15 protein-coding genes are annotated in these 25,974 nt (G+C 61.9%); 10 read left to right on the top strand and 5 right to left on the bottom strand.

The genetic code is table 11. The annotated features are described in order from the left end of the window. Nucleotides 1-14 precede the first annotated feature (14 nt). From NL123_RS17810 to NL123_RS17790, 5 genes are all read left to right on the top strand, one after another. The gene (locus tag NL123_RS17810; protein WP_494355945.1) at nucleotides 15-2,540 is read left to right on the top strand and encodes an acyl-CoA dehydrogenase; all 2,526 of its coding nucleotides are present in this window, start codon (nucleotides 15-17) and stop codon (nucleotides 2,538-2,540) included. A 151-nt stretch (nucleotides 2,541-2,691) separates the two neighbouring features. Then, nucleotides 2,692-4,035 carry a 3-oxoacyl-ACP reductase gene (locus NL123_RS17805; protein WP_494355944.1) on the top strand — a complete coding sequence of 448 codons (1,344 nt, stop codon included), beginning with the start codon at nucleotides 2,692-2,694 and terminating at the stop codon, nucleotides 4,033-4,035. 3 nt (nucleotides 4,036-4,038) lie between these two features. After that, nucleotides 4,039-4,929 (top strand): MaoC/PaaZ C-terminal domain-containing protein, encoded by an 891-nt coding sequence (locus NL123_RS17800; RefSeq protein WP_494355943.1) that lies wholly within the window; start codon nucleotides 4,039-4,041, stop codon nucleotides 4,927-4,929. Beyond that, a complete protein-coding gene (locus NL123_RS17795) occupies nucleotides 4,926-6,224 on the top strand; it encodes an acetyl-CoA C-acetyltransferase (RefSeq protein ID WP_248488084.1) in 1,299 nt (432 codons plus the stop codon). The genes NL123_RS17800 and NL123_RS17795 overlap by 4 nt, the downstream gene beginning before the upstream one ends. Before the next feature lie 31 nt (nucleotides 6,225-6,255). Further along, entirely contained in the window at nucleotides 6,256-7,959 is a 1,704-nt protein-coding gene (locus NL123_RS17790) for an AMP-binding protein (protein ID WP_494355942.1), read from the top strand. Between the two features lie 70 nt (nucleotides 7,960-8,029). Here NL123_RS17790 and NL123_RS17785 read toward each other — a convergent pair whose 3' ends face one another. Continuing rightward, entirely contained in the window at nucleotides 8,030-9,145 is a 1,116-nt protein-coding gene (locus NL123_RS17785; protein WP_248488086.1) for a Gfo/Idh/MocA family protein, read from the bottom strand. Between the two features lie 307 nt (nucleotides 9,146-9,452). Here NL123_RS17785 and NL123_RS17780 point away from each other — a divergent pair, with 307 nt between their 5' ends. Both NL123_RS17780 and NL123_RS17775 read left to right on the top strand, forming a co-directional pair. After that, on the top strand, nucleotides 9,453-10,493 hold the full coding sequence (locus NL123_RS17780; protein WP_248488205.1) for a WD40/YVTN/BNR-like repeat-containing protein: 1,041 nt from the start codon (nucleotides 9,453-9,455) through the stop codon (nucleotides 10,491-10,493). A 16-nt stretch (nucleotides 10,494-10,509) separates the two neighbouring features. Further along, nucleotides 10,510-12,885 carry an efflux RND transporter permease subunit gene (locus NL123_RS17775; protein ID WP_248488087.1) on the top strand — a complete coding sequence of 792 codons (2,376 nt, stop codon included), beginning with the start codon at nucleotides 10,510-10,512 and terminating at the stop codon, nucleotides 12,883-12,885. A gap of 81 nt (nucleotides 12,886-12,966) precedes the next feature. Here the strand turns inward: NL123_RS17775 and NL123_RS17770 are convergent, their stop codons facing one another. Further along, nucleotides 12,967-17,874: a dermonecrotic toxin domain-containing protein gene (locus NL123_RS17770; RefSeq protein WP_494355941.1), complete on the bottom strand. Its 4,908-nt coding sequence runs from the start codon at nucleotides 17,872-17,874 to the stop codon at nucleotides 12,967-12,969. Nucleotides 17,875-18,015: 141 nt separating this feature from the next. On the opposite strand from NL123_RS17770, the gene NL123_RS17765 reads away from it, so the two are divergent. From NL123_RS17765 to NL123_RS17755, 3 genes are all read left to right on the top strand, one after another. Continuing rightward, entirely contained in the window at nucleotides 18,016-18,303 is a 288-nt protein-coding gene (locus NL123_RS17765) for a DUF5629 family protein (protein ID WP_058424120.1), read from the top strand. Next, complete coding sequence (locus tag NL123_RS17760) at nucleotides 18,290-19,465, top strand: lactonase family protein (protein WP_494355940.1); 1,176 nt, start codon at nucleotides 18,290-18,292, stop codon at nucleotides 19,463-19,465. Before NL123_RS17765 ends, NL123_RS17760 begins: the two co-directional genes overlap by 14 nt. Nucleotides 19,466-19,621: 156 nt before the next feature. Next, a complete protein-coding gene (locus NL123_RS17755; RefSeq protein ID WP_010210027.1) occupies nucleotides 19,622-19,801 on the top strand; it encodes a hypothetical protein in 180 nt (59 codons plus the stop codon). A 433-nt stretch (nucleotides 19,802-20,234) separates the two neighbouring features. On the opposite strand, the gene NL123_RS17750 is transcribed toward NL123_RS17755, so the two are convergent. Genes NL123_RS17750 through NL123_RS17740 form a run of 3 tightly spaced genes read right to left on the bottom strand, consistent with a single transcriptional unit; the run spans nucleotide 20,235 to nucleotide 25,701 of the window. Then, complete coding sequence (locus NL123_RS17750; RefSeq protein WP_494355939.1) at nucleotides 20,235-20,828, bottom strand: glutathione S-transferase; 594 nt, start codon at nucleotides 20,826-20,828, stop codon at nucleotides 20,235-20,237. Continuing rightward, on the bottom strand, nucleotides 20,825-24,463 hold the full coding sequence (locus NL123_RS17745; protein WP_248488091.1) for an AAA family ATPase: 3,639 nt from the start codon (nucleotides 24,461-24,463) through the stop codon (nucleotides 20,825-20,827). The genes NL123_RS17750 and NL123_RS17745 overlap by 4 nt, the downstream gene beginning before the upstream one ends. Continuing rightward, nucleotides 24,460-25,701 (bottom strand): exonuclease SbcCD subunit D C-terminal domain-containing protein, encoded by a 1,242-nt coding sequence (locus tag NL123_RS17740; RefSeq protein ID WP_494355938.1) that lies wholly within the window; start codon nucleotides 25,699-25,701, stop codon nucleotides 24,460-24,462. Before NL123_RS17740 ends, NL123_RS17745 begins: the two co-directional genes overlap by 4 nt. Nucleotides 25,702-25,974 lie beyond the last annotated feature (273 nt).

The following is a 25,974-nucleotide window of genomic DNA, read 5'->3' as shown; positions in this document are numbered from 1 at the left end:
GTAGAGGTATCCCCATGTTTATCTGGTTATTGGTGGGTGTCGCCGCTGCGATTGCCCTGGCGTATCGACAAGCCGCTGCCATTCACTGGTTGGGTGCAGGCCTGATCTGGCTGGCGGTCGGTTATCTGTTCAACGTGGTCGCCGGTTTCGGCATGACCGTCGCGGCGCTCCTGGTGCTCCTGCCTGCAGTGCTGATGACCATCAAACCCCTGCGCCGTACCTTGCTCACCAGCAACGCCCTGGGCCTGTTTCGTACAATCATGCCCGCTATGTCCGACACCGAGCGCGCCGCGATCGAGTCTGGCACCGTGTGGTGGGACGCCGAGCTGTTCAGTGGCAAGCCCGATTGGCAGCGCCTGCTGCAAGCCGCGCCCGCCAGCCTGAGCGCCGAAGAGCAGGCCTTCCTCGATAACGAAGTGGAGACCCTGTGCGACATCGCCAACGATTGGGAAACCACCCAGGTGTGGCAGGATATGTCCCCTGAGGGCTGGCAATACACCAAGGATGCCGGGTTCCTCGGCATGATCATTCCCAAGCAGTACGGTGGCAAAGGCTTCTCCCACTATGCGCATTCGCAGGTGGTGATGAAGCTGTCGACGCGCTGCTCGGCGGCGGCGATTTCGGTGATGGTGCCCAATTCCCTCGGCCCGGCCGAACTGCTGCTGCACTACGGCACCGATGCCCAGCGCAATTACTACTTGCCGCGCCTGGCGCGGGGCGAAGACATCCCGTGCTTTGCCCTGACCAGCCCGTATGCCGGCTCCGATGCCGGGGCGATTCCCGACCTGGGCATCGTCTGCAAAGGGATGCATGAAGGCGAGGAAGTGCTCGGCTTCCGGGTGACCTGGGACAAGCGCTACATCACCCTCGGCCCCATCGCCACGGTGCTCGGCCTGGCGTTTCGCGCAGAAGATCCGGACGGCCTGCTCGGCGTTCCGGGTTCCCTTGGCATCACCTGCGCACTGATTCCAACGTCTCACCCAGGCGTCAACAGCGGCCGCCGGCATTGGCCACTCAACGCCGTGTTCCAGAACGGTCCTACCACCGGCAAGGACGTGTTCATCCCCCTGGAATGGGTGATCGGCGGGCGCGAACAAGTCGGCAACGGCTGGCGCATGTTGATGGAATGCCTGGCAGCCGGACGGGCGATTTCCCTGCCATCGGCCAACGTTGGCCTGGGCAAGGTCGCGGTGCGCGGCACAACCGCGTATGCGGCGATGCGTAAACAGTTCGGCCTGCCCATCGGCAAGTTCGAAGGCGTGCAAGCGCCCCTGGCGCGGATGGCCGGGCACCTGTATGCCTGCGATGCGGTGCGCAAGGTGTCGGTAGCGTCCCTGGATGCGGGAGAGAAACCTTCGGTGATCTCGGCCATTGCCAAGTACCACGTTACCGAGCGGGCGCGGATCATCGTCAATGACGGCATGGACATCGTCGCCGGCAAAGGCATCTGCATGGGGCCGAATAACTTCCTGGCCCGCGCCTATCAGCAAAGCCCCATCGCCATTACGGTGGAAGGCGCGAACATCATGACGCGCTGCCTGATTATCTTTGGCCAGGGCCTGATCCGTTGCCATCCCTATGTGTTCCGCGAGATGGAAGCGGCGCGCAACCCGGACCGGCGCAAGGCGCTAGAGGCATTCGACAGTGCCATGTTCGGCCATGTGAGCTTTGTATTGGCCAACACAGTGCGTGCAGTGGTGCATTCCCTGACAGGCGGCCGGCTGATTTCTGCCCCGGCCAAGACCGACCCCGCGCTGGCGTCCTATTACCGCCAGGCCAATCGCCTGTCGGTGGTGCTGGCGTTGGTCTCGGACATCTCCATGGGCGTGCTGGGCGGTGCCCTCAAGCGCAAGGAAAGTATCACCGGGCGCCTGGGGGATATTCTGTCGCAGCTGTACATCCTGTCCTGCGTGCTCAAGCGCTTTGAGGATGACGGCCGGCCCCAGGCGGATTTGCCGCTGGTGCACTGGGCGGCCCAGGATGCGTTGCTGCGTGCCCATGAAGCGTTGGCCGAAGTGCTCGATAACTACCCGTCGAAAGCCGCCGCCTCCGTGCTGAAGGCATTGACGTTCCCCTTCGGTATCCCATTGCGCAAGCCGTCCGACCGCCTGCTGGCCCAGGTGGCCGATGTGGTGCAGACGCCGGGGGAAACCCGCGACCGTCTGCTGGCCAATTCCTACATCCCACGTCCGGAAATCGACAAGCTGGCCTATGGCGAACTGGGTTTCCGTCTGTTGCCGCAAGTGGAGCTGATCGAGGCCCGACTAAAGTCCGCCGTCAAGCAGGGCCTGATCGAGCCAATGCCGATCTCCGCCACGGCGTTCACGACCTGGCGCGTCAAGGCACGGGCACTGGACCTGATCAGCGACGACGAAGACACCTTGCTCGGGCGTTATGTGGAATACGCCGACCACGGCATCCAGGTGGACGACTTTCCGCAGGACTTCGGCTTGTTGGAAGCATTGCAACAGCGCAAGCAGGCGCTGGAGCCGACCACGAAACGTCGCGCCAGCCAAAGTGAAAACGCCTCAGTCAATTAGGAAAAAACCCAATCAATGTGGGAGGGGGCTTGCCCCCGATAGCGGTGGTTCAGCCAATGAATCGTTGACTGATAGAGTGCTATCGGGGGCAAGCCCCCTCCCACACAGACCGGGTTTACACGGCAAGTATGTGTGGTGAGTGAATCTATCTATGAGTGACAGCTACCTTTCGTTCGTCAATTCCCCCTGGGGCCGTCGCCTGGCCCAGGCCGTGGGTTTACCGCAACCGCTGCCGCTGCAACGCCATCGCAGCGGCCAGCATGGCCTGGTCAATCCGGTGATCGTTGCCGGGGCAGGGCGTCTGGCCGCTGAAGTGCAGCGTGTGTTCGCGGCCACCGACACAGTGATCGCTACCCCGGCCACGCCCAAGGCGCCGTCCACGGTCAAGGTGCAGGGCGCAGTGTTTGACGCCAGCGCCGTGGCCGATCTGCAACAGCTGGACGAGCTGTATGAATTCTTCCACGCCAACGCCAAACGCATCGGCCACCATGGTCGCGTGGTGGTGCTCGGCACTGCGCCGGAACACTGCCAGGACTTGCCCCAGGCCATCGCCCAACGCGCCCTTGAAGGGCTGGTGCGCTCGCTGGCCAAAGAGCTGCGCCGGGCGATCACCGTGCAATTGATCTACGTTGCGCCGGGTGCCGAAGAAGCACTGGACAGCAGCTTGCGTTTCTTCCTGTCGCGCCGCTCGGCCTATGTGTCCGGGCAAGTGGTGCGCCTGGAACAACCGGTAGACGGCCACGTCAACGTCAACTGGGACAAACCCTTCGCCGGCCGCCGCGCCCTGGTCACCGGCGCCTCCCGTGGCATCGGCCTGGCGATCGCCCAGGTGCTTGCCCGAGACGGTGCGCATGTGGTGTGCGTGGACGTGCCCCAGGCGCAAGAAGCCTTGCAGCAAGCCGCCACCAGCGTTGGCGGTTCCGCCTTGCCGCTGGACATCACCGCCCCGGATGCGGCCGCGTTGTTGCAGGCCCACACCAGCCAATACGGCGCGTTTGATGTGGTGGTGCACAACGCCGGGATCACCCGTGACAAAACCATCGCCAAGATGCCCGAAGCCGCGTGGCGCAGCGTGCTGGCGGTCAACCTCGAAGCACCGTTGCAACTCAGCCAGGCGTTGCTGGACAACCAAGGGCTCAATCCCGGTGGGCGCATCGTCTGCGTGTCGTCGATCTCCGGCATTGCCGGTAACCTCGGCCAGAGCAATTACGCCACCTCCAAGGCCGGTGTGATTGGCCTGGTGCAAGGCCTGGCACCCCATGCAGCGGCGCAGCAGGTCACGGTGAACGCGGTGGCGCCCGGGTTTATCGAGACCCAGATGACCGCGAAAATCCCGCTGATGATCCGCGAAGCAGGGCGGCGCATGAACTCGATGTCCCAGGGCGGGCAGCCGATTGACGTGGCCGAGACCATCGCTTGGCTGGCACACCCGGCGTCCGGCGGGGTCAACGGCCAAGTCGTACGCGTGTGCGGGCAAAGCCTGCTGGGGGCCTGAGCCATGGACTACGTGACGCAGATTATCGACCCGCCGCCATCGCGCACGCGCTTGCTGCTGGATGGCGTGCGCGCCTTGCGCAAACCCAAGCTCGATGGCGCGCCGCTGCTGCCCAAAGAGCGCCTGGTGCGTGCGGCGGCAGAGTTGTCCGGCGCCGACATAGAGGCCTATGGCCGCGCCTGTGGATTTCGCCGTGAGCAGGGCGTGCCGTTGTCCTATCCCCATGTGCTGGCCTTTCCGCTGCACCTGATGCTGCTGACGCGCCCGAGTTTCCCGTACCCGGCCAGCGGCATGGTGCACCTGGCCAATCGCATTCGTCAGCACCAGCGCCTGCACTCGGGCCAGGCCTTGCGCCTGGAGGTTTATGCCGAGCGTTGGGTCGCCCATCCCAAAGGCCAGGCGCTGAGCATCGCCACGCGTGCCTACGGTGCCGACGCCCTGGTGTGGGAGAGCGACAGCTTGTACCTGCGCCGCGACGTCAACGACCCGGTCGGCCAGCCGTGGGACGACGTGTTGCCGTTGCAGGAGGAGGGCTTGTTGCGCACCCAGCGCTGGGTGTTGCCCGCCGACCTGGGCCGGCGTTTTGCCAAGGTGTCGGGGGACTTCAACCCGATTCATACCTCCGTGATCGGCGCGAAACTCTTTGGCTTTCGCCGTGCCATCGCCCATGGCATGTGGACCCTGGGCCGAGCGCTCGCCGCGCAGCAACCACCCGGCGGGCTGGACCAGGCCGAGGCCCATTGCGACTTCAAGCTGCCGATCTTCCTGCCCGGCCAGGTAGCGCTGTGGAACCACCCCGTGACCGGCCCGCGCCGTGAATTCGAAGTGCGCAACTTCGCCGGCGACAAACCCCATATGCGCGGCCTATTCATTTGGAATGAGAGCGTTCGATGAGTGACTACAGCTTCAACCCGCCGCCGACCCGCCGTGTGGCGATTATCGGCGGCAACCGCATCCCGTTTGCCCGCTCCAACACGGTGTACGCCCACGACAGCAACCAGGACCTGTTGGTGGCCGCCTTGCAGGGCCTGGTCGACCGTTACAATCTGCACGGCCAACGCCTCGGTGAGTTTGCCGCCGGCGCGGTGATCAAACACTCGCGGGATTTCAACCTGGCGCGCGAGTCGCTGCTCTCCACCACCTTGTCGCCGGACACGCCGGCCTACGACGTACAGCAAGCCTGCGGCACCGGCCTGGAAGCGGCCTTGCTGGTGGCGAACAAGATCGCCCTGGGCCAGATCGAGGTGGGCGTTGCCGGCGGTTCCGACACCACCTCCGACGCACCGATCGGCATCAACGAATCGCTGCGCCACACCTTGCTTGCGGCCAACCGCGCCAAGGGCATGGGCGCCAAGTTGAAGACGTTGCTCAAGGTTCGGCCGTCGATGTTCTTCAAACCATTGCTGCCGCGCAATGGCGAGCCACGCACCGGCTTGTCCATGGGCGAGCACTGCGAAGCAATGGCCAAACGCTGGCAGATCAAGCGCCTGGCCCAGGATGAGTTGACCCTCACCAGCCACCAACGCCTGGAAGCGGCCTACAAGCGCGGCTTCTTCGACGACCTGATCAGCCCCCATCGCGGACTGGCGAAGGACAACAACCTGCGCGCCGATGCCAGCCTGGAGAAGCTCGCCGGCCTGGCCCCGGCCTACGACCGCCAGGACGGCACGCTCACGGCGGGCAATTCCACGCCGCTGACCGATGGCGCCTCGGTGGTGTTGTTGGCCAGCGAGGCGTGGGCCGCCGAACACGGCTGGCCGGTGCTGGCCTACCTGCGTACCGGCGAGACCGCCGCGGTGAACTTCGTCGACGGCAGCGAAGGCCTGTTGATGGCCCCGGCCTACGCAGTGCCGCGCATGCTCCAGCGCGAAGGCTTGAGCTTCAACGACTTTGATTTCTTCGAGATCCACGAAGCCTTCGCCGCCCAGGTGCTGTGCACGCTCAAGGCCTGGGAAGACGCCGATTACTGCCGCGAGCGGCTAGGCCTGGAGGCACCGCTGGGGGCCATCGACCGCGCCAAAATGAACGTCAACGGTGGCTCACTCGGTTGCGGCCACCCGTTCGCGGCCACCGGTGGCCGGCAATTGGCGGCGCTGGCTAAGATCATCCATGAGAACGGTGGCGGGCGCGGGCTGATTTCGATCTGCGCGGCGGGCGGGCTGGGCATTACCGCCATCGTCGAAAAGTAGCTCTATCAAAAACAACAACAAGGAGACTGCCATGAACGCTGTAAGCCTGGAACACACCGAACGGATCTGGTTGAACGCTTACCTGCCTGGCGTCCCGGCGGATATCGATGCGGGTATCGAGGACTACCCGTCGTTGCGCGAGGTATTCCTGGAGCACCTGGAGAAGTTTCGCGAGCGGGTGGCCTACGTCAGTATCGGCACCGAAATGACCTATGCCGACTGGCAGGTGCAAGGGTACGCCTTTGCGGCCTGGCTGCAGGCACAGGGCGTCAAGCAGGGCGATCGCGTGGCGCTGATGATGCCCAACTGCTTGCAGTACCCGATCTGCCTGCTGGGCACGATCCTGGCCGGCGCCGTGGTGGTCAACGTCAACCCGCTGTACACCGCCCATGAGCTCAAGCATCTGCTCAAGGACAGCGGCGCGGAAACCGTGGTGATCTTCGAGAACTTCGCCCACACCCTGGAAAAAGTCATCACCGGCAGCAGCGTCAAGCGCGTGGTGATCGCCGCCATCGGTGACCTGCTCGGCACCTTCAAGGGCGCGGCGATGAACTTCATCCTGCGCCGTGTGCAAAAGCAGGTGCCGGCGTTCAACCTGCGCGGTTCGGTGCGCTTCAACCAGGTGCTGAAACAGGGGCGGGCACTCAACCATTTCCCAGTGGGGATGCATCTGGACGACCTGGCCTTTTTGCAATACACCGGCGGCACCACCGGCGACGCCAAGGGCGTGATGCTCAGCCACCGCAATATCATCGCCAACCTGTTGCAAGCCAAGGCGTGGGTGGGTGACCAACTGGACCAGGACAAGCAGGAAACCAACGTCACCTTGCTGCCGCTGTACCACATCTTTTCCCTGACGGTGAATTGCCTGATGTTCATGTGCCTGGGCGGGCGCAACATCCTGATCGCCAACCCACGGGACGTGAAACGGGTGCAGATGATCCTGCGCAAGGAGCGTTTCAACGGCATTGCCGGGGTCAACACCTTGTTCAACGGCTTGCTGGAGAACAAGGAGTTCTGTGCGCGGGACTTTTCCGACCTGCGCATGGTGATCGCCGGCGGCATGGCCACCCACACGGCGGTAGCCAAGCGTTGGAAGGAAGTCACCGGGCTGCCGATCATCGAGGGCTACGGCCTCACCGAGTGTTCGCCGGTGGTGAGCATCAGCCCGATCAACATTGCGCGCATGCGTGAGATGGAGTTCACCGGCAGCATCGGCGTGCCCTTGCCGTCGACCTGGGTGCGCTTCATGCGCGAAGACGGCGAGCTGGCTGATATCGGCGAGCAGGGCGAGTTGCAAGTGCGCGGGCCGCAGGTGATGCAGGGCTACTGGAAACGCCCGGAGGCGACCGCCGAGGTGCTGGATGCCGAGGGGTGGCTATCGACCGGCGATATCGGTGTGATGGACGAGCGCGGCTATATCCGCCTGGTGGACCGCAAGAAAGACATGATCCTGGTTTCGGGTTTCAACGTGTACCCCAATGAAATCGAGGATGTGGTGGCGCTGCACCCAGGCGTGGGTGAAGTGGCGGCGATTGGCGTGGAAGATGGCGTGACCGGGGAGAAGGTGAAGATCATCGTGGTGCGCAAGGACCCGAACCTCACGCAGGAGCAGATTCTGGTGCATTGCCGGGAGTACCTGACGGGGTACAAGGTGCCCAAGTACGTGGAGTTCCGTACTACTGAGCTGCCCAAGACCACCGTCGGCAAAGTCCTGCGCCGGGCCTTGCGCTAGACTTTGCTTTTTGTAGTGAGCGGGCTTGCCCCGCGCGAGGCAAGCTCGCTCACCACAAGGTTCGGGGCTGTTAAACTTCTTCGACGTGTACCCAGCGTTCTTCTTTGGCCGCCACGCGAATTGCCGTCGCCAACCGCTCCACTTCCCACGCGGCCTCAAAGTCGGTGCCATCCGCACCCTGGCCTGCGAGCGCCAGCATCAACTCCTGCACCTCCAGCGTCTTCAGTTCGTTGTACCCCAACTGATGCCCCGCCGCCGGGCTGAACGCCGCGTAACCTGGCAGGGCGGGGCCGGCGAGCAAACGCTGGAAGCCGTCCTGGCCAATACGGCATACCTGCAATTCATTCAAGCGTTCCTGATCGAAGGCCAGGGTGCCTTTCGTGCCGCTGATCTCGAAACTCAGGTGGTTCTTGTAGCCGTGCTTGAGCCAACTGCTGCTGACCGTGCCACGTGCACCGTTGGCGAAACGCAGCAGGGCATGCACCTGGTCATCCACGGCGATGGATTTCAGCTCGGTGCTGCCGTTGATGGCAGGGCGCTGGCCGTGGACGGTCTGGGTGTCGGCACATACGCTCGTCACATCCCCCACCAGATAACGGGCCATCGACAACAAATGACTGCCCAGGTCCGCCAGGGCGCCCCCCGCATGTTCGACCTCACAGCGCCATGACCACGGGGAGGTCGGGTCGGCCATGAAGTCCTCGCTGAACTCGCCCTGGAAACTGATGATTTCGCCGAGGTCGCCGCTGGCAATCATCTGCCGCGCCAGCGTGATCATCGGGTTGTGCTGGTAGTTGTAGCCGACCCGCGTCACCACCCCGGCGGCACTGGCGGCGAGGCGCATGGCGTCCGCCTGTTCCAGGCTGACGGCCAGGGGTTTTTCGCAGTACACCGCTTTGCCCGCAGCAATCGCGGCCATGGCCATGGGGTAGTGCAAATGGTTGGGGGTGGTGATGGCTACCACATCGACGCTCGGGTCATTGATCAGCGCCTGCCAGTCGCCATGGGCCTGGGCAAATCCCCAGGCGGTGGCGCAGCGCTGGGCGCGTTCGCTGTCGGCATCAGCCAGGGCGGCCAGCTTGAGGGGTACCGGCAGTTCGAATACCGCACGGGCGTTATTGAATGCCAATGCATGGGCGCGGCCCATGAAGCCTGTGCCGATCAAGCCGATTCCGAGTTCACGCATCGCCGTGGTCCTTTGGATTATTGTTTTCAGGAAGGCTATTAATGGAATAAAAATTCCTAAAATTCAATAGATGGAATAAAAATTCATTTGCGCGCTGGCGATCACCCCGGCGAATGCAGCTACATTCACCATGGGGCCAAATGCCTTCAGTTAACAAAAGATAACGTAGCGCCGATTGTCAGACGATTCGAAAGCCCGATAGGATGGCCCCTGCTTCCTCCAGGCGCTCTAGATTGCAGGTTTCAAGGCCCCGGAAGGCAAGCGATAACAATAATAAATGGGAGAAAGGTCTATGAGTGAGCCTGTAATGGGTTGGGTTGTCTGCCGCCCACGCGCCGCACGCAGGGTTGCGATGCTGGCCACAGCGCTCTCGTTGCTGGTCGGTGGTGCGTTGTCCACACCGGTACTGGCCGCCAGCGATACCGCCGCAACGCCGGTGTTTGCGATTGAATCCCCCAAGGCCGCCAAGGGCCTGATGATCGACGTGGTCCACGCGGGCAAGCGCCTGGTGGCGGTCGGTGATCGCGGGCACATCCTCTATTCCGACGACCAGGGCAGCACCTGGACCCAAGCCAAAGTCCCCACCCGGCAATTGCTCACGGCGGTGTTTTTTGTCGATGACAAGCAAGGCTGGGCGGTCGGCCATGATGCGCAGATCCTCGCCAGCGCCGACGGCGGCGCCACCTGGACCCAGCAATACCAGGACCTCAAGCGCGAAGCACCTTTACTCGATGTGTGGTTCAACGACGCGAACCACGGCCTGGCCGTGGGCGCCTACGGTGCGTTGATCGAAACCACCGATGGCGGCAAGACCTGGAATGACGTCAGCGACCGCCTTGACAACGAAGACCAGTACCACCTCAACGCCATCGCGCACATCAAGGATGCCGGCCTGTTCATCGTCGGCGAGCAGGGCAGCATGTTCCGCTCCAGCGACGACGGCCAGACCTGGGAAAAGCTCGAAGGCCCCTACGAGGGCTCGCTGTTCGGCGTGATCGGCACCGCCCAGCCGCAGACGCTGCTGGCCTATGGCTTGCGTGGCAACCTGTACCGCTCCACGGATTTTGGCAGCACCTGGGAGCCGGTCGAATTGAACGCGGCGCGGGGAGCGCTGGAGTTTGGTTTGTCGGGCGCGACCTTGCTGGATGACGGCTCCATCGTCGTGGTGGGCAACGGTGGCAGCGTGGTGGTCAGCCATGACGATGGTCTGACCTTCAGCGTGTTCAACCGTCCGGACCGGATTTCGCTGTCGTCCGTCACGGCGGCAGGCAACGGCAACTTGATTCTGGCGGGGCAGGGTGGCGTTCGCGTCGCCGCGCCCAACGGCGCCGAACTCGTAAAACAATAATAAGGGCGGGGAAAGAATGAGCAGTCATCACAACGATAAAGCAACCTTTCTTGAGCGCCTGATCTTCAACAACCGGCCAGCAGTGATCGTCATCTGCCTGCTGGTGAGTATTTTCCTGTTCTGGCAGGCGACTTTGATTCGCCCGTCCACCAGCTTCGAGAAGATGATCCCCCTCAAGCACCCCTTCATCGAAAAGATGATGGAACACCGTAACGACCTGGCCAACCTGGGCAACACGGTGCGCATCTCGGTGGAGGCCAAGGACGGTGACATTTTTACCAAGGAGTACATGGAGACCCTGCGGCAGATCAACGACGAGGTGTTCTACATCTCTGGCGTCGACCGTTCGGGGCTCAAGTCGCTGTGGAGCCCCAGCGTACGCTGGACCGAAGTGACCGAAGAAGGCTTTGCCGGCGGTGAAGTGATCCCGCAGAGCTACAACGGCTCGCCGGAAAGTCTCGATCAACTGCGCAACAACGTGCTCAAGTCCGGCCAGGTAGGGCGCCTGGTGGCCAACGATTTCAAGTCGAGCATCGTCGACATTCCGCTGCTGGAGTCCTACCCGGACCCGCAGGACCAGGGCAAGTTACTGGCCCTGGACTACCGCAAGTTCTCCCACGAACTGGAAGACAAGATCCGCGATAAGTTCGAAGCCCAGAACCCCAACGTCAAGATCCACATCGTCGGCTTCGCCAAGAAGGTCGGTGACCTGATCGACGGCCTGGTCATGGTGGTGATGTTCTTCGGCATCGCGTTCGTTATCACCCTGATCCTGCTGCTGTGGTTCACCAACTGCCTGCGCAGCACCGTCGCCGTGTTGAGCACTACGCTGGTGGCGGTGATCTGGCAGCTGGGGTTGATGCACTTCTTCGGTTTCGGCCTTGATCCGTATTCGATGCTGGTGCCGTTCCTGATCTTCGCCATCGGGATCTCCCACGGCGTGCAGAAGATCAACGGCATCGCGCTGCAGTCCAGCGAGGCGGACAACGCCCTGACCGCCGCGCGGCGCACCTTCCGGCAACTGTTCCTGCCGGGGATGATCGCCATCCTTGCCGACGCCGTGGGCTTCATCACGCTGTTGATCATCGACATCGGTGTGATCCGCGAACTGGCGATTGGCGCGTCCATCGGTGTGGCGGTGATCGTGTTCACCAACCTGATCCTGCTGCCGGTGGCGATCTCCTATGTCGGCATCAGCAAGCGCGCCATCGCCAAGAGCAAGAAAGACGCGAATCGCGAACATTCGTTCTGGCGCCTGCTGTCGAATTTCGCCAACCCGAAAGTCGCGCCGATCTCCATCGCCCTGGCGCTTGTCGCCTTTGGTGGCGGCCTCTGGTACAGCCAGAACCTGAAGATCGGCGACCTTGACCAGGGTGCGCCGGAGCTGCGCCCGGACTCGCGCTACAACAAGGACAACAACTTCATCATCAGCAACTACTCCACCAGTTCCGACGTGCTGGTGGTGATGGTCAAGACCAAGGCCGAAGGCTGCTCGCGCTATGAAGCCATGGCGCCCATCGACCAGTTGATGTGGAAGATGCAGAACACCGAAGGTGTGCAGTCGGCGATCTCGCTGGTGACCGTGTCCAAGCAGATGATCAAGGGCATGAACGAAGGCAACCTGAAATGGGAAACCCTGTCGCGCAACCCGGATGTGCTGAACAACTCCATCGCCCGTGCCGATGGCCTGTACAACAACAATTGCTCGCTGGCGCCGGTGCTGGTATTCCTCAATGACCACAAGGCCGAAACCCTCGACCGTGCGGTGCATGCAGTGCAGGACTTTGCCAAGGAGAACAACAGGGACGGCCTGGAATTCATCCTCGCCGCCGGTAACGCCGGGATCGAAGCGGCCACCAACGAAGTGATCAAGGAGTCGGAACTGACCATCCTGATCCTGGTGTACCTGTGCGTGGCGACCATGTGCATGATCACCTTCCGCTCCTGGGCCGCGACGCTGTGCATCGTGCTGCCGCTGGTGCTGACCTCGGTGCTGGGCAACGCGCTGATGGCGTTCATGGGTATCGGCGTCAAGGTCGCGACCTTGCCGGTGGTGGCCCTTGGCGTGGGGATTGGCGTGGACTACGGCATCTACATCTACAGCCGCCTGGAAAGCTTCCTGCGTGCCGGTTTGCCGTTGCAAGAAGCCTATTACCAGACCCTCAAGTCCACCGGTAAAGCCGTGCTGTTCACCGGCCTGTGCCTGGCGATCGGCGTGTGCACCTGGATCTTCTCGGCCATCAAGTTCCAGGCCGACATGGGCCTGATGCTGACCTTCATGCTGTTGTGGAACATGTTCGGTGCGTTGTGGCTGCTGCCGGCGCTGGCGCGGTTCCTGATCAAGCCGGAGAAGTTGGCGGGGCAGAAGGGCAACTCGTTGTTTGCGCACTGAGTCGTCGCGTTTTGAAAAAGCCGCACAGTGTGCGGCTTTTTTGCGGGTTACCGTTTCAGGAACAGGTTCTCATCCAGTGGTTTACTGAACGTTGGGCTTGGGCGCTATCTTCAGGAACAGGTTGTCCAGTGGCGGGGTGATCAGCACATAGACAATTTTGGTCACCGGTGCGTTGTCGGGGTCCTTCACACGGCTCAGATAATCCTGCACATGGGCCTTGAGCAAATCCTTCTGGGTGAGTTTGCGTTGCTCCGGCAACTTCAGATGCGCCCGGGTGTAATTCGCGGGTGGAGCGTCAGCGGCAGCATAGTGGAAGTGCGCGTACCACAGCACCACCGGTGGCTTTTGCGCCTTGTCGTACACCGCGTATTCGGTGAAGAAGTCGCCACTGAGGGTCGGGCGTTGCGGATCGGCCTGGCTGGTGAGGTTGATATCGATCTGCTGGTGGTCCCAGAGGTAAGCGACGCTTTCCATTGTCGGCCACTGGCGTTTGTAGGCTTCGCTGCAGATACGTTGTGCCCAGCGATTGATGTCCTTGGCCTGTGCCAGGCATTCATCGATCAGATTCTGGGCGGTAGGCGCGTTGAAATGGTCGCGTTTTATTTCGTTGGCGAGCTCGGTCAGTTTGTTGGCTTGTGTGTTGAGCAACTTATCCCATTCGCCGGGGTTGGCGTCCTGGCGGGTGAGGGGGGAGTCCAGCTTCGCCTGGTCCGCCGCGACCAATTGTTCCAGGTCTTGGCGTTGTTCAATCAAGGCCTGGGCTTCACTTTTGAGGTCCGCGAGTGAGCGAGCCTGTGGGGCCGGCGCGAGGGTGGCCTCCTCGTCGATGGGGGCCCAACCATCCGCCTGCTGGTTATACGAAGCCAGGGTTTTACCCAGCAACGTGTCAGTGATGGTGATGTGTTCCTGGGTGGTTTGCGCGTCGGCGGGTTTGAGTTCGCCGATCAGGTATTCCTTTTTCCGGGTCTTGAACACGCGCTTTGCCGCAGGCTTGGCGCGCAGGGTTTTGGATAACGGCAGTTCGACCTTGAGGTCTTCCTGCTCTCGCACCACCGATTCCAGTTCGTTTTGCGCCAACACCTTGGCGTATTCAAGGCCTTTGAGCACACGCTCGGCTTCCGGGCCTAAAGCATCGGGCTTGAGCGTCTTGAGGGCTTGTAGGGCGAATTCGGCATGCTGGTACTTATCGAGGACGGTCTCGTAGACATTGCGTTGCTCGGCCAGTGGGTACTCGGTACTGCTGCGTACCTCGAGGTGGGATTTCAGGCTTATGTCCAGCCCGGACACTTGATAACGGGCCTTGTAATACCACTGCAACGCAGAAAGTTGTGAATGCATCTTGAGGCGTAACTGGCTCAGGCCGGTCAGCAGTTCCAACGCATTTAGCTTCAGGTTGTCGGAGAAAAACAATTCAACCACTGGAATGCTTGCCAGCAGTTCTTGACGTACTGCACGCGCGGCCCCCGACCCTTGCCCAAGGTGCTCAAGGGTGGCTTCCATCGTGGCGGAATGCACGGCCATGTGTTCGAGGTAATCGATATAACCCGTGACCATCCGCAGGTTTTCGTCGACGAGGGCCAAGTCTCCCGCCACTATTTGCGGCTGCATGCGTTGGTTCCACGCCTCCAAGGGTTCGCCCGCTTCGGTCGCGGTATGGAATCCCAACGCTTCCAATTGCATCTTGTGGAGAAACAACTGTTGGTTCCAAACCTCTTTCAGGATGGTTGATGGATTGATCTGGGGCAGGTCAGCAATCGCGGCGGCCTCCAATTGACGGGTCAAGGTGGCTAGCTCGAAGCGCACGGGCAACGCTTGGGAAAGTTGAGTTTCGACGTTCTGCAGCAGCGTTTCGAACTGATTGCGCAGGCGCTTGTATTCCTGGACTTCAGTCTGTTGGCGTACTTCCAGGCTCGGGCGTTGTGTATCGGAAGCTTTAAGCAGCAGATCCTGAATGATTTGCAGGGTCTTGAGTTGTTTCTCCAGGCTTTTGAGGGCGGGTGGCAACTGGGCGCCTGCTTGATCGATCGGTGCCGTGAGGAACTGCGCTTCCTGAACGAGTTGGAGTGCGCGCGCCTGCAACCTTTCATTCTCAAGCTGCTTTTCATTGCGCAGCTCTTGCAATCGCTTGCGTCCACCCCCCAGCAGCTTGAGCCCCCGGTCCACCGTCCAATGGCCGCGGCCGTCGGTTTTCAGCTGGATGCCCGGGTGTTCCGGCTTCAGAGGATGAATAATGAAGACCTCGCCAAAACCCGGCACGATGTTGACCCTGAACAGCAGGCCACCCAGCGAGGCATGCCATTGGCGGTTGATCGAGTACAAGCCGCGATACATCCCAAGGGAAACCGGCTCGGGAATGGGGGTTGGCCAGGGCACGTTGACGGCCAGCAGCTTCTGCAAAAGCCTGGCCGATGCGCCGTCGCCCGCCAATGAGCGGTCAAAGTCCAACAAGGTGCGGCCACCACCGGGCGGTTCGGAAGGCAGCCCGACAGCCCCCCGTTCAACCACAGCCGATCGACCGATTGATTGGCCAGGCCAGCGTCGTTGGAACGGCGCGGGAGTCGTGGCGCGTTCATCGCGCAAAGGCGTTTCGCGGGGCGCGCTGAGCGACCCATGATGCAACAGCAGCATGCCGACATTGAGCAGCAGATCCACCCACGCCAGCTCCCTGGCGGTCGGATCGTCACTTTCCAGTGCCGGCAGGTCTTTCACCAGGCTTTGTGTGGCCTGCATCAGCCAGCCGATTGCCGCCAAGGGACCACGCACGACCAGCAGTAGTGTGTTGAACCCCAGTTGCAGGCCTTCCAGGATCAGTGCCCAGCGGCTTTCGCTGTTGGATGTGGACGCTTGTTCAGCCTGATCCAACAGTTGTCGGGTTTCACTGCCGAACAGGTATTCCATGAGGCTGCCACTGTTGAGCGCCTGAAGCAGTTCGTCGTTGCATTCGTCGTCGGCGCGCGTCAGCTCTGCGGGCTTGGGCACGCTGGGCAGGCTATCGAACTCCGAACCGATACCCACGCGTACAGAGTGAGGCTGGGTGAAGCCACCGTGGCTGTAGATGCCTCTGGCGTTGTCAGTCATCCAGGTCAGGACACTGTCCTGCAGGGTACCCGGTTGCGCGATGGCGGCCAGCAGTTGGTCGCGGTTGGCGTACTCCAACAATGCATCGGGATAGGCCGGGCGATACAGCAAGTGCGGGCCTGATTGTGTATTGCGCGGTTCAATGATGAACATGTTGCGCACGACATCGGCCGTGGCGCCTGGTTTACGTACAAAGGCCAGCGGGCGGATCACAATTTCGTCGTCACCAACCCGACGTTCCAGCGGGTTAGGGTTTACCAGTGCATTGACACAGTGAAAGCCGCGTTGAGTCAGGCCCGCCTGGCCATTGATCAAGCACTCCAGCGCGTGGGTCTTTAAATGAATGGGCCGTAGTTGCTCGAACAGCTGTTGGCGTTTACGCGCGGCCTGGGTATCCCCCATCAGCTCTCGGCGCAGGTAGGCGGGATAGTTTTTGCCGATATCAACACGCTGGACCAGTTTAAGCAGGTAGTCGGGCGTCAACCACGTTTCGATCTCGCGGCCCGTGCGGTGGCGCACGGTCATGCGGCCCTTGGGGCGGCCGGACAGGTTCTTCAGCGCCAGGTCAACCAGGCTCATGACGACCGGTTCAATGTAACCCCCTTCGAGGGTGCCCACCGGCACATGAAAGGTCAGTTCCAGATCGTCGGCCTGGTAGCCGGCAGACAACGCCTCAAGGGTGCAGGCACGTTGCCCGCCCTGGGCAACGGCGCGGTCCATGCACAACTGTTGGTTCAAATGCGCGGTGGCATAACCGCGCAGGGTTTCCAGGCTATCGAAGTCTGAGTCGCCGAGGACCTGGCGCTTGATGTTGGCGTGTTCCAGCAGGTTTTGGCGGTAGGCCATCCGGTTGGCCGCGCTGGCGTCTTGCAGAGTGGCTGGCAGGGCTGCCTGGATGGATGCCAGGGTTGCCAGCGGCGTGGCGCTGGATTGGGCCAGCCACTGCGCGGGATCGGTGGTCACCGCAAACAGCTCTTCCAGCGCTTGCACCGTCGTTTGGGCCGGGAGTTGGAGGGCGGCGAGATCGTCCAGTTGCTGGTTCAGGATTAGCGCGGCCTGTACCTCAAAAATATTCCCGTCCGGCTCGTACTGCTGCCAGGTGATCTGGTCGGCAGTGAAACGCTGTTGCACGTGTTTGCCCCATGCCTGGCCGAAGGTGTCCAGGTCGGGGTAGGGCTCAACCTCACCGGATAAGCGATACAACAACACCTGCTCTGCGCGAACCACCAGGATCTCGGTGGCCTGGAAGGTGAGCCGCTTGCCCGAGCGCTGCAAATGCGTTTCCAGGGTGTAGGCGTGGACCTCGTTCGCGGGGGCGGGGCCGAGCGCACGGGTTGCCCGGTCTGGATAGCGGTTCAAGGCGTTGAGAATTTCAAGGTGTTGCGCCGTGACGCTGGTCTGGCGCGTGGCGACGTCGAGCAACACGCCCTGCAGCACATCGGCCAGCCACTTCCAGCGGCTGCCCCCTGCGTCACTGTCTTGTCCCCAATACGCGGCCAGTGCTTCTTGAAAACCGATGAACAGTACGTGAGGTAGCTCCCGAAGGATGGCCTCGATGACCCGCAGGTCGAAGTCGCGACGATCTCCGTTGACCTGATAGCTGAGCCGAGTGCCGGTTGCATCGCTCAGGTAGCAATCCAGGTTCTGGCGTGCCGTCAATTCGGGAAAACTGCCGTCGGCGATATGGTTCAGCGCGACGTCCAGCAAAGGCAGCAAGACTCGGCCACCGCCTTCGCGGGGTACGGCCAGCCGAAGATCGGTGACGGGCAGCGTCAGGGGCGGGTACTTTTCCACCAGGTGGGTGCCCAGCATTTGCGCGGTGACGGTGCGCAACGTCGGGCGCCCGAGAAACTGCGCTTCAACCGCTTGTCGTGTGGGGTTTGCCGCTGGGGTATTGGGCTGTGCGGGCATGGGAATTCCTTTACGTCGGATAAGAATGCGTCCTTGCAAGGTAATGCCCGGCGTTGCCAGCATGCGGTAGCCCGCTATGGTTTTAGGCCCCGGCAGCAAACTGGCCTATGATTAGCGCTTTGAACCTGATGAAAGACTGTGATGACTGAGAATTTGCCTGCCGTCCTTGAAACCAGCGACATGCTTGAAATCGATGGGCTGCATGCCTTCGATTTCCAACTCGATAAAGAAAAATTGCTGATCACCGCCATGGACGGCCGTGCAGAAAAACGCTGGCGCTTCAGCCTGGAACAGGTAAACGCCGCGACGTTCGATGACACCTTGCAAAGCTGGACCCTTACCGGTGATTCGGGCGAGCACCGCCTGATCTGCATGCGCGCCTTCACCGGCAACAATAACGACGAGGATGAAGCGGATGATGATGCGTAAATTCTGGCCGCTGCTGATGGCCGGCAGCGTGGGCGCGATGTCGGTGCAAGCCGCGCCGGCCGACACCTATGAACTGTTGGTGGGCAGCTATACCGCCGGCAGCAGCGAAGGCATCTATCGCCTGCAATTCGACAGCCGTACGGGTCAGTTCAGCGGTAAACCGGTGCTCGCGGCCAAAGCGGCCAACCCGTCCTGGCTGACGATCTCCAAGGACCAGAAGCACCTGTTTGTGGTCAACGAGAACGGTCCCGGGCAGAAAGACCCGGTCGGGCGCGTAAGCAGCTACAGCATCGATCCGCAGACTCACCAACTGACCCTGGTCAACCAGGTGCAGAGCCTGGGCAATGAGCCGACCCATTCCAGCGTGGCCGCCGATGGGCGCTACCTATTGGTCGCCAACTATTCGGTGGTGGAAGACCCGGGCGGCAGCCTGGCGGTGCTGCCGGTCGACGCCACGGGCAAGCTGTCGCCTCCGGTGCAACTGAGTGGGCACCCGGCCAGTCGCGTGAACCCTGAGCGGCAGGCGTCGAACCACGTGCATTCGGTGGTGTCGTCGCCGGATGGCAAGTACGTGTTTGTGCAGGACCTGGGGGCGGACAAGGTGTTTGCCTACCGCTACGACCCCAAGGCCAACCATGAACTGCCATTGACCCCGGCCAACCCGGCCTCGGTGCAACTGCCGCCAGGCAGCGGCCCGCGCCACCTGTTGTTCAGCGCTGATGGCAAGCACGCCTGGTTGACCACCGAGATGAGCGCGCAGGTGGCGGTGTTCGACTACAAGGACGGCCAGTTGACCCAGACCCAACTGGTGGACTTCGCCGCCGGGCAGCCGGTGTCCGACAAGGCCGGTGCCGCGTTGCATGCCTCCAGTGACGGCAAATTCCTCTACGTGAGCAACCGTGGCACGGCCAACCAGTTGCTGGTGTTCAGCATCGACCCGGCCACCGCGCACCTCAAGGAGTTGCAACGTCGCTCGGTGGACGGTGACCACCCGCGCGAATTCAGCCTGGACCCCAGCGGTCGGTTCCTGCTGATCGCCAATCAGAAAAGCAACGAAATCGTCGTAGTCGAACGCGACCCAAAAACCGGCCTGCTGGGTAAAACCGTGCAGAAATTGCCGATTGATGCGCCCAGCGACCTCAAGTTCCTGGTGCGTCAATAAGCCACAGGCCCCGCCGCGCGGGGCCTGACCCTTTCTATTAATTCTGTTAATAGCGGCTACTGTTTCAAAGCATTTCTAAGGTTCAGCCCTCGGGCGTAAGTTTGGTTCCAAGGCCTTCCCCGGCCACTCAACCAAACGAACACAAGGGTTACCGCCATGAATCTGAACCTCTTCTCCATCATCGCCGCTTCCGCTGTTTCTGCCACTGTTGCCCTGCCTGCCGCAGCCAGCGTGGAAGTGACCGGCAAAAAATCCAGCACCAGCGCCTACACCCAGAAATACCTGCAACAGAGCGCCAATTTCTATGCTGCACTGGATCACAAGACCCAGCAATAACCTGCACACCGGCAGACGCCAAACCACTGGAACGAAGCCTGGCTCGTTCAAGTGGTTTGGCGTTTGTGTGTGTGCAGAAGAAAAAAGATTGATATCACATTGCCATGCGTTTAAATTTGACGCTCAGAAATTGACGCTCATCTTCCTGGAATCGACAGCATGGCACTCCGACTCGCCGCACTCATTCTGGTGCTTTATTCCGCGCCCATTTTGTCCTCCGTACAGTTGGTGGACGGTGAGCCGGAGGTTGCTCGCGAGCGATTGTTGGATTTGGTTGAAGGCTGATACGGATTGGCCGTGGCGAACGGGCTTGCCCCGCGTTGGGCTGCGCAGCAGCCCCAATAAGAACAACGCATTTTTATCGGTAGGAATGCGGTGAAGGGTTTCAGGGCCGCTTCGCGCCCCAGCGCGGGGCAAGCCCGCTCACCACAGGTTAATTTTTTGCCATCACCGCAATGAACAGCGGCGATTGCAGAAACTGCTCCAGCCACTGATGCAGCCGAGGATACGGCGCAGCAGCAAACCACTCCCGATCCACATGGGCAAACTGCCGCACAAACGGCGCCAGGGCCATGTCCGCCAGGCTCGGATGCTCTGCCAGCAAGTACGCGCGTTCCGCCAGCAAGCCTTCCAGCTTCTGCAAAAACACCGCGCCCTCGGCCCGATAGTGTTCCATCGGGTGTTCCGGGTAGCGGTCGGCGTACTTGTATCGATCCAGGTGATACTTGAAGCCCTGGTCGTTCTCGGCAATCAGTGCCAGTACCGCCGGGTCACCCTGCAGCAGCCAATCATCCGGATCGTGCTGGGCCAGGGCCCATTGCATGATCTCCAGGCTCTCTTCAATCACCCGTCCGTCAACGCTCAGTACCGGCACCGTGCCCTTGGGCGACAGCGCCAGCATCTCGGCCGGCTTGGCCTTGAGGCTCACCTCGATGATCTGCACGGGCACACCTGAATAACGCAACGCCAGGCGCGCCCGCATCGCATACGGGCAGCGCCGGAACGAATACAGCAGCGCTTCGCTCACTTCACCTCCACCGTGCTCAAACCATTGCCCTGGCGCTTGACCTGGATCTGTACCGGGATGCGTTCGTGCATTTCCTGCACGTGGGAAATCACCGCCACCTTACGGCCCTGGGCCTGCAAACCGTCCAGCGCGTCCATCGCCAGTTGCAGCGATTCCGGGTCCAGGCTGCCGAAGCCTTCATCGATAAACAGCGACTCGATCTTCAATGTGCTGGAGGCCATCGACGCCAGGCCCAAGGCCAACGCCAACGACACCAGGAAGGTTTCGCCGCCGGACAACGAGTGCACCGAGCGAAGTTCGTCGCCCATTTCCGTGTCCATCACCAGCAGCCCGAGCATGCTGCCGCCGCGCTTGAGGCGGTAACGGCGTACCAGTTGGCGCAGTTGCACGTTGGCGTGGTGCACCAGCAGGTCGAGGTTGTAGGCCTGGGCGATCTTGCGGAAGGTGTCGCCGGTGGCCGAGCCGATCAGTGCGTTCAGGCGCGCCCAGCGTTGCCATTCGTCATACGCCTTGGCGATCTGCTCGGCAAAGGCCTGGTTGGCGTCCTGGCGACGCTGGTCTTCGGACTGCCGCGCGCGCAGTTCGGCGCAGTGTTTCTCGGCCTCGGCCAATTGCTGGTTGAGTGTGGCCAGGGCGGTGTCCAGCTCATTGGCTGCGAGGTTGCCATTGTGTTGGGCCTGGTGCTCGGCAAGGCGTTGCTCACGTTCCTGCAGCAGGACCCTGGCCTGTTCGACGGCTTTTTCACTGTGCTGTAACTGCTGGCGCAAGTGGCTGACCTGGGCGTCGTCGTAGGCCAGCAAACGGTCGAGGCCGGCGTCGTCGAGTTCCGGGTGCAGGGCGCGCCAGTCGTGCAGGCGCGTGTCGAGGCTGTGCTGTTCGGCCTGCAATGCCTGTTCGCGTTCCTGCTGAGCCTTGAGGTCGGCGGCCAGTTGGATCAGCGCGTTGTGGATGTCCTGCAGTTGTTGGTTGACGTCGGTTTCGCTCTGGCGCGACTGGGTGACGGCGTGATCCAGCTGTTGCTGCCACTGTTCGGCGCTGGTGTGCTCACCGAGCAACGCGCTGAGTTTTTCCTGAGCCGTTTGCTGTTGGCTCGCCAGTTCGGTGACTTGCTGGAGCAGGGCGTCGAGTTGTTGCTGGCGATGCTGCTGGTGGGTCTGTTCCTTCTCGATCGCCTGTTGACGTTCCTGTTGCTCGGCCAATTCGTCGCGCTGGTGGCCCAGCTGTTCCAGGCGCTGGCTGACCTGCTGGTCCAGCTGCATGAAGGTGGCGGCCGGCTCGGCGCGCAGACCTGCCAGGGTGTCTGGGGGCAGCAGGTTGGCGAAGGCACTCAGTTCCTGCTCAAGGCGTTCGCGGTCACTGGCCAACTCGCGTTGCTGGTCGACCAGTAATTGGCGGGCCTGCTGGCTTGCCTCCTGGGCGGCTTGCAGTTGTTGCTGCAGGCGCCCGGCGTTTTGTTGCAGGTTGAGCAGGGCGCCTTGGCGCTGTTCGTCCTGGCTGATGCTTTGGGTCAGTTGGCTCAGTTGCTGCTCAAGCCAGGCGCTGCGTTTGGCGGCCTCTTGGTTGAACAACGATGCGGTCAGCGGGTGTGCATCCAGGCTCGGTTTCAGCGCTTGTTGTTGCGTCGCCAGGTGTTCCTGCTGTTGCAGGTATTCCTTCTGCTGGGCGATCAAACCGCCCACTTCGCCACGCAACTCGGTGAGTTTCTCCTTGAGGGTGTCCACCGCGTTCTGCGCGTTGGCTTCCTCGTTTTCGTCATGACGACCAAGGCTTTGCAGCAGGGCTTCGGGCTGGTGGTACGGGTGTTCGTGACTGCCGCACACCGGGCAGGGCTGGTCGTCCTGCAACTGCTCGCGCAATTCCTCGACGCTGGCACTGCGGGCCAGGCGTTGGCGTTCCAGCAGCTGTTTGGTCACGTTCAGCGTCTGTTCCGCGACGGTCAGCTCGGCCTTGGTGTGCAGGCCGGTCTGGTTCAACTGTTCGCGTTGCTGTTGGGCCGTGGTGAGCTTTTGCGTCAGGCTGGTGGCTTGCTGGTCCAGCTGTTGCTGGTTGTCCCACAGGCGCGTCAGGTCTTCGAAGGCTCGCTGCTGTTTGCGATTGTCTTGCAGCAGGCTGGCCAGCAATTGGATCTGCTCGGCCACGGCGTGAGGCTCGGCACCGGCCTCCTGATACAGCAAGTCCAGGGCTTCGCGTTGCTGGGTGAACTGTTCAGCGGCGCTGCTTGCACGTTGCTCCAGTTGCGGCAGTTCGGCCTGGCCTTTGTTCAGGCGGTTACCGATCAGCATCAGCTGCTGCAGGCGGTCGCGGTAGGCGGTCCACGCATCACTTAGCGGCGCAAGGGCGGCGCTGCGCTCAAGCTCGGTACTCAGGCGTTGCAGGCGCTCTGCGACCTGGTGCTGTTTTTCCAGCAGGCCAGTGAGCTGGGCCTGGCCTTCGGTGCAGGCGCTTGCGTGCCGCTGTTTGTCCTCGGTGCGCTTGGCCAGCTCTTTGGTCAAGTGCGCGAGGGTGCTTTGTTCGTCGAACGCCTGGCGCAGCAAAGGCGCGGCATCCGCCTGGTTGTTCAGCGCTTCAGCCAGGGCGGTTTGCGCGTTGGTTTGTTGGTGCCGGGCCTGTTCCTGGCGGGTGTGTAGTTCGTCTTGTTGCCGGGTATGCGACTGAATCTGCGCCGCCAACGGCGCCAGCTGTGTGCCGAGTTCCGCCTGGCGCACGAACAGATGACGCTGCGGCGCCAACTGTTCCAGGCGGCTCAGGTCCTGGCGCTGCGCGTCCTGGTTATTCCACTCGGCCTGCGCCAGCTGAAGCTGCTCGGTGGCGGCGAGTTGGCGTTCCTGCCATTCGCGCAGTTCCTTGAGCCAGGTGTGCTGAAGCTCCAGCTGCTTGAGTTGGGCCTGCTGGGTCCTGAGGTGTTGCTGCGCGGCATCGAATTGTTGATCGAGTTCGGCACGGGCTTCAGCGGCCAGCGGCACCACGCCGGTGGCCTGGTCCTGCAACTGTTTGTGCGCGTCCCGGGCCTCTTTGGCCTTGTCGAAGGCGCGTCGGCCAAGCTGGGTGTACAGCGCGGTGTCGGTGAGCTTTTCCAGCAGTTCGCTGCGCTCGTTGTCGTTGGCCTTGAGAAACGCACTGAACTCGCTTTGCGCCAGCAACACGGCGCGGGTGAACTGTTCGAAGTTCAGGCCCAGGGCCAGTTCCAGCTGGGTCTTGTATTCGGTTTTCTGGCTGGCCAGCAGTTGGTCGCTGTCCAGGTCGATCAGGCTCTGGCGGCTGTTCTGCAACTTGCCGCTGGCCTTGTCGCGGGCGCGGTTGGCTTCCCAGCGCGCGCGGTAGCGGCGGCCACTGACGCCGACAAAATCCACCTCGGCATAACCGCCACCGGTGCCGCGTCGCAACAACGTGCGCGGGTCACCGATGGAGATATCGCTGTCGGCATCCGGCATCTTCGCCTGGCCGGTATCACCCAGGCGCGGCACGGCGCCAAACAGCGCCAGGCACAAGGCATCGAGCAAGGTGCTTTTACCGGCGCCGGTCGGCCCGGTGATTGCGAACAACCCGGCGCTGGCCAGGGGCTCGGCGGTGAAGTCAATCTCGAATGGGCCGGCCAGGGAAGCGAGGTTTTTCAGGCGGATGGCGAGGATCTTCATGGCTGTTCCCCCTCTTGCTGCACTTCCTGGAGCAACACGGCGAAGTCCTTCAAGGTCTGTTCATCCACCTCGCTGCCATAGCTGTCCTGCCAGGCGCGGCTGAACAGTTCCTGGGGCGTGAGCTGGTCGAGTTCGATCAGGCGGTCGTCGCCTTCGTCTTCACGGGGGCCTTTACCGGCGTACTCGGCGGCGATGCGCACCAGGCGCACTGCCTTGCCTTGCAGCGCGGCTTCGATTTGCTGGCGCAGGTCGGGTTGCGGTTCGTCGAGCAGGACGCGCACTTCGAGCCAGGGGTGGCGTTGGGTTTCGGCGAGCAGGTCGATGTCCGGCAACTCGGCCAGGGCCTTGAGGATATCGGCCAGGGGCACGGCTTCCAGGCGTTGCAGGTCGACTGAACGCGGAATCAGGATGGGCTCGACGCTCACCAGGCATTGGCCCTGGAACACCACATCGAGGATCTGGTGCTTGTAGCCGATTTCGGAAAACGACAGCGGGATCGGCGAACCGCTGTAGCGAATACGCTCTTCGCCATTGACCTTCTGCGGCTTGTGCAAATGGCCGAGGGCCACATAGCCGACACTTTTATCGAACAAGCTGGCCGGCAGCGCCTCGGCATTGCCGATGATCAGGCTGCGCTCGGAGTCTTCCGACACCGAACCACCGGCCATGTGTGCATGGCTGATGGCAATCAGCGCCTGGCCTTTTTTGCGCTTGGCATTGGCCGCAGCGATCAGCCATTCATGCACCTGGCCGATGCCGCGCAGGTAATCGTCGCCCAGGTGCGCGCCGGTAACTTCCGCCGGGCGCAGGAAAGGCAAAGCCAGGCACCAGGCGGCAATCTTGCCTTTGGCATCGGGCAGCGGGATCAGCAGGCGTTCGGCGTCGAGCTGGCCGTCATCCAGCCATAACACGCGGCCGAGCGCATGAGTGCGCAGTCGGCGCATCAGCGGTGCCGGCAGCTCGATGCGCGAGCCGGAATCGTGGTTGCCGGCGATCATCACGATGGTCAGCTTGGGGTTTTGTTCGTGGGCGCTGATGATGAAGTCATACAGCCGCTCCTGGGCCTTGAGCGGCGGGTTGACGGTATCGAAGATATCGCCGGCGATGAGCAGAGCATCCGGCTGATGGGTCTTGAGTTGGCCCAGCAGCCACTCGAGGAAACAGGCGTGTTCGAAGTCGCGTTCCTGGCCGTGGAGGTTTTGGCCCAGGTGCCAGTCGGAGGTGTGAAACAGACGCAAGGCGAACTCCGTGGAATAGATGAAAAGGAGGGGAGTTTACCTGTAATGCGACCCTGCTGCCCCCAGGCGACGCAGATTCAATGTGGGAGGGGGCTTGCTCCGGGTGGCGGTGGGTCAGGCAGTGCATTTCTATCTGACACACCGCATTCGCGAGTAAACCGCCCCGTGCCAAGGGTTAGAATATTTATCTGAAAAAAACGCAAAGTAAAATGCTATTAAATGCCGATCTTATAAGTGGGAGGCAGGATTAGGACGCGCCTTACTTGTTCCTAC

The organism is Pseudomonas sp. FBCC-B1565, from assembly GCF_059133265.1.
This window is presented reverse-complemented; position numbering and strand designations above follow the sequence as displayed.

Bases quoted from the DNA above. Each gene is read 5' to 3' on its own strand.
- NL123_RS17810 (WP_494355945.1), top strand. From the start codon at position 15: ATGTTTATCTGGTTATTGGTGGGTGTCGCCGCTGCGATTGCCCTGGCG.
- NL123_RS17805 (WP_494355944.1), top strand. From the start codon at position 2,692: ATGAGTGACAGCTACCTTTCGTTCGTCAATTCCCCCTGGGGCCGTCGC.
- NL123_RS17800 (WP_494355943.1), top strand. From the start codon at position 4,039: ATGGACTACGTGACGCAGATTATCGACCCGCCGCCATCGCGCACGCGC.
- NL123_RS17795 (WP_248488084.1), top strand. From the start codon at position 4,926: ATGAGTGACTACAGCTTCAACCCGCCGCCGACCCGCCGTGTGGCGATT.
- NL123_RS17790 (WP_494355942.1), top strand. From the start codon at position 6,256: ATGAACGCTGTAAGCCTGGAACACACCGAACGGATCTGGTTGAACGCT.
- NL123_RS17785 (WP_248488086.1), bottom strand. From the start codon at position 9,145: ATGCGTGAACTCGGAATCGGCTTGATCGGCACAGGCTTCATGGGCCGC.
- NL123_RS17780 (WP_248488205.1), top strand. From the start codon at position 9,453: ATGGGTTGGGTTGTCTGCCGCCCACGCGCCGCACGCAGGGTTGCGATG.
- NL123_RS17775 (WP_248488087.1), top strand. From the start codon at position 10,510: ATGAGCAGTCATCACAACGATAAAGCAACCTTTCTTGAGCGCCTGATC.
- NL123_RS17770 (WP_494355941.1), bottom strand. From the start codon at position 17,874: ATGCCCGCACAGCCCAATACCCCAGCGGCAAACCCCACACGACAAGCG.
- NL123_RS17765 (WP_058424120.1), top strand. From the start codon at position 18,016: ATGACTGAGAATTTGCCTGCCGTCCTTGAAACCAGCGACATGCTTGAA.
- NL123_RS17760 (WP_494355940.1), top strand. From the start codon at position 18,290: ATGATGATGCGTAAATTCTGGCCGCTGCTGATGGCCGGCAGCGTGGGC.
- NL123_RS17755 (WP_010210027.1), top strand. From the start codon at position 19,622: ATGAATCTGAACCTCTTCTCCATCATCGCCGCTTCCGCTGTTTCTGCC.
- NL123_RS17745 (WP_248488091.1), bottom strand. From the start codon at position 24,463: ATGAAGATCCTCGCCATCCGCCTGAAAAACCTCGCTTCCCTGGCCGGC.